We start from the raw sequence: 3,041 nt of genomic DNA on the forward strand, positions 1-3,041 counted from the left end.
CCTGGCTATGATCCTCGCTGGCGCGGCCCTGGTGCGAGAGCGTGAGCATGGAACAATGGACCATCTAATGGTCATGCCTCTCAGCCCCTTCGAAATCGCGATGTCTAAGATCTGGGCCAATGCCCTCGTGATTGCCGTAGCGTCAGGCCTGTCTCTCTATTTCGTCGTTCGTCTGCTGCTGGGTATTCCAATCCCGGGATCGATTCCGCTCTTCATGTTCGGCGCGGTCCTCTATCTTTTCTTTGCTACCGCTATCGGCCTCTTCCTCGGCACGATTGCCCGATCGATGCCCCAACTCGGCCTGCTCTACATGCTGGTTGCCGTTCCGATGAATGTCCTGTCAGGGAATGCCACGCCGCTTGAAAGCATGCCCCGGTGGCTCGCAATAGCCATGCAGGCCTCTCCTTCCACCCATTTTGTTTCATTTGCCCAGGCCATTTTGTATCGAGGTGCGGGCCTCGACGTGGTCTGGCCTGAATTTGTCGCCGTTGCCGCCATCGCTTCGCTGTTCCTCGGGCTATCGCTGCTTCGCTTCCGCTCGGCTCTTACCGCCGCGGCGGCTTAAACAAGAGCTGAGCAAGCGGAATTCATCAATCCTCTTGCAGAAGATCAAGCTGACACGCACCTCAGACATGATCGGTCTGCTCGCTTGGCGGTGACATTCTGATCAATCATCTCGATAGAGGAGCTGATCCGAGGGGCCGCGCGTTTGCGCCGCGGCCCTTTGTCCTTTCTACACCACAGGCATCGCAGGGAGGATTTATTCGTAACGACCTGACACAGGGCCGCGCATCATCAGCGCACCGCGGCGGTCCAGGCGATTAGGTTACGGCCGAGTTCAGCAAATGCCTGATCAAAGGCCGATACGGCTTTCGCCGGCGTCATCTCGTCAATCGGCGCCGAAGCCTCGAAGATGCGGGCGGCCTTGACCTCCCCTGCCTCGTTGATGACCTTTGCCGAAAGAGCAATGATTGCCTTGGCATGAGGCTCGGATGAGATATCGAATTGCCGTAGATCGGTGACAAGCCGGGTTCCGCCCGCCGGACTCGCAGGATCAGCTCGTACCGGTGCGTGCGCAATGTCATAGTTCTCGAAGCTTTGTAGGAGCTTTTCCTGGACCAGCGCCGGGATACTGTCGCTCCATTGCGCGTTATCGAATGCGTCATGTGCCTCCTCGTCCGAAGCAAACAGGAAGCGCTGTGTTTGAAGGCGAGCCGTCGCTGTGGGCTCGGCGATGACCAGTCCCGCCTCCAGGGGGACCTTCGGAGACTGAAACGTGTCGATGGCGCGCAGGTCGTAAGTGACCTTGCGCGGGGGCGCGGTGGCTCCTGTCATTCTTTCCAGGCCAGCGACGATACCGTCGAGTTTCGGGGTGTTGCGTGCAAGTCCCTGCGCGAAAGTGCTCAAATTCGTGATCGCGTCGTGAAGCGGGGTGGCGTTGTCCGACAAGACCTTGTCGACCTTGCGCAGCGCATCGCGCGCGGCCTGCGTCATGCTTTGGCCCGCGCCCTGTTCGGCAATGAGAGCGCCCTGCACCGGCGGTGCCGAGGCTTTTTCGCCTCCCTCTAGGGCGACGACCGGCACGCCGGTCAGTCCCTGAAAGTCGAGCCCAACCTTGGTGTCAGCGCGCACGGGCGTCTTTTCGGCTACTGCAATGCTCGCATGAACGTCATGGGGATGGTCCGCAACGATCTCCAACGAGGTCACTTCGCCGACGCGGATGCCGTTGAACAGAACCGCCGCGCCCACCAGCAGACCCGGAACCGGACCATTAAAGACGACCTGATAGGTGTCGCGCTTGCCGATGCCCCCGGTGTTGTTGAGCCAATAGACGAAGCCGAACACGGCCGCGATTGCGGACAGCACGAAGACTCCGATGATGACATAGGGAGCACGGGTTTCCATGATTCTCTCTCAGTTGGCTTCAAGGTGAAGCATTTGCGCTCGTGCGCCGTGAAAATAAGCCCTGACCCAGGGATGATCCGAGGCCAACACCGTCGACAGTGGTCCAAGCGCCACGATCCTGCCGTCGGCGAGCGCCGCCACACGATCGCAAACTGCAGCAAGCGAGTTCAGGTCGTGGGTGATCATGAAGACGGTGAAGCGCAATGTCCGCTGCAGCGTCTTGATCAACGCATCGAACTCTCCGGCAGCGATCGGATCGAGTCCTGATGTCGGTTCGTCGAGGAACAGTAGTGCAGGATCGAGCGCCAGCGCTCGGGCCAGCGCCACCCTCTTGGTCATTCCGCCTGACAGCTCCGCGGGAAACTTGTCGCCGTCTTCCGCACTTAAACCCACCATTTCGAGTTTGGCATTGGCAATCTCGTCAAGCAGAGCGGATGAAAGATGCGCCGATTCGCGCAACGGAAACTGGATGTTTTGCCGCGCATTCAGCGCGGAGAACAACGCCCCCTGCTGAAACAGCACGCCGCGGCGGGCAAGTTGGACACCCTCGGCGTTCTGGAACACGATGTCGCCCCCCCGCTTGGGCAGCAGACCGATCAGCGTTCGCATCAGGACGGATTTTCCGCCGCCGGAAGCACCTACCAGGCCAATGATTTCGCCCGCGCGCACGTCGAGAGAAAGATGGTCGATCACGGTATGCTCGCCGAACCCGACCACGAGATCGCGAACGCTGATGGCAATGGTCTCGTCGAACATGGCTACATCCCGATCGACGCGAAGAAGATCGCGAACAATCCGTCGAGCACGATGACGAGAAAGATCGATTTGACCACCGACGTTGTGGTTTGCTTGCCCAGCGACTCGGCGCTTCCTTGCACACGCAGCCCTTCACTGCAGGCTACTATTCCGATGACCAGCGCCATAAAAGGCGCTTTCAGCATGCCGACTTTGAAGGAAGTGACCGAGACGGCCTCATGCAAGCGCTCGATATAAATCGCCGGCGCCATGTCGCCGTAAAACTGCGCAACAAGCCCGCCACCATACAGTCCCGCCATAGACCCGATGAAGGTCAGGATCGGCAGCGCAATCACCAGCGCGGCAACCCGCGGCAGGATCAAAACCGCGACCGGATCGAG

General features: G+C 59.7%; 4 protein-coding genes. 1 reads left to right on the forward strand and 3 read right to left on the reverse strand.

Features of this window, described 5'->3' with window-relative positions; all coding sequences use genetic code 11:
- A partial coding sequence (locus NEZ08_RS24875; RefSeq protein ID WP_298113197.1) for an ABC transporter permease occupies window positions 1-565 on the forward strand: 565 nt, incomplete at its 5' end.
- A 230-nt stretch (window positions 566-795) separates the two neighbouring features.
- On the opposite strand, the gene NEZ08_RS24880 is transcribed toward NEZ08_RS24875, so the two are convergent.
- The 3 genes from NEZ08_RS24880 to NEZ08_RS24890 form a co-directional block, all read right to left on the reverse strand.
- Window positions 796-1,905 carry an ABC-type transport auxiliary lipoprotein family protein gene (locus NEZ08_RS24880; RefSeq protein WP_298113199.1) on the reverse strand — a complete coding sequence of 370 codons (1,110 nt, stop codon included), beginning with the start codon at window positions 1,903-1,905 and terminating at the stop codon, window positions 796-798.
- 9 nt (window positions 1,906-1,914) lie between these two features.
- The gene (locus tag NEZ08_RS24885) at window positions 1,915-2,661 is read right to left on the reverse strand and encodes an ABC transporter ATP-binding protein (protein ID WP_298113201.1); all 747 of its coding nucleotides are present in this window, start codon (window positions 2,659-2,661) and stop codon (window positions 1,915-1,917) included.
- A gap of 2 nt (window positions 2,662-2,663) precedes the next feature.
- Window positions 2,664-3,041 (reverse strand): ABC transporter permease (locus NEZ08_RS24890; RefSeq protein ID WP_298113204.1); only part of this gene is annotated, 378 nt, incomplete at its 5' end.

It is taken from the genome of Bradyrhizobium sp., assembly GCF_027451485.1.
Lineage (GTDB): Bacteria > Pseudomonadota > Alphaproteobacteria > Rhizobiales > Xanthobacteraceae > Bradyrhizobium.

What these genes read in the sequence shown, in the direction of transcription:
- NEZ08_RS24880 (WP_298113199.1), bottom strand. Translation starts at nt 1,905, where the DNA reads ATGGAAACCCGTGCTCCCTATGTCATCATCGGAGTCTTCGTGCTGTCC.
- NEZ08_RS24885 (WP_298113201.1), bottom strand. Translation starts at nt 2,661, where the DNA reads ATGTTCGACGAGACCATTGCCATCAGCGTTCGCGATCTCGTGGTCGGG.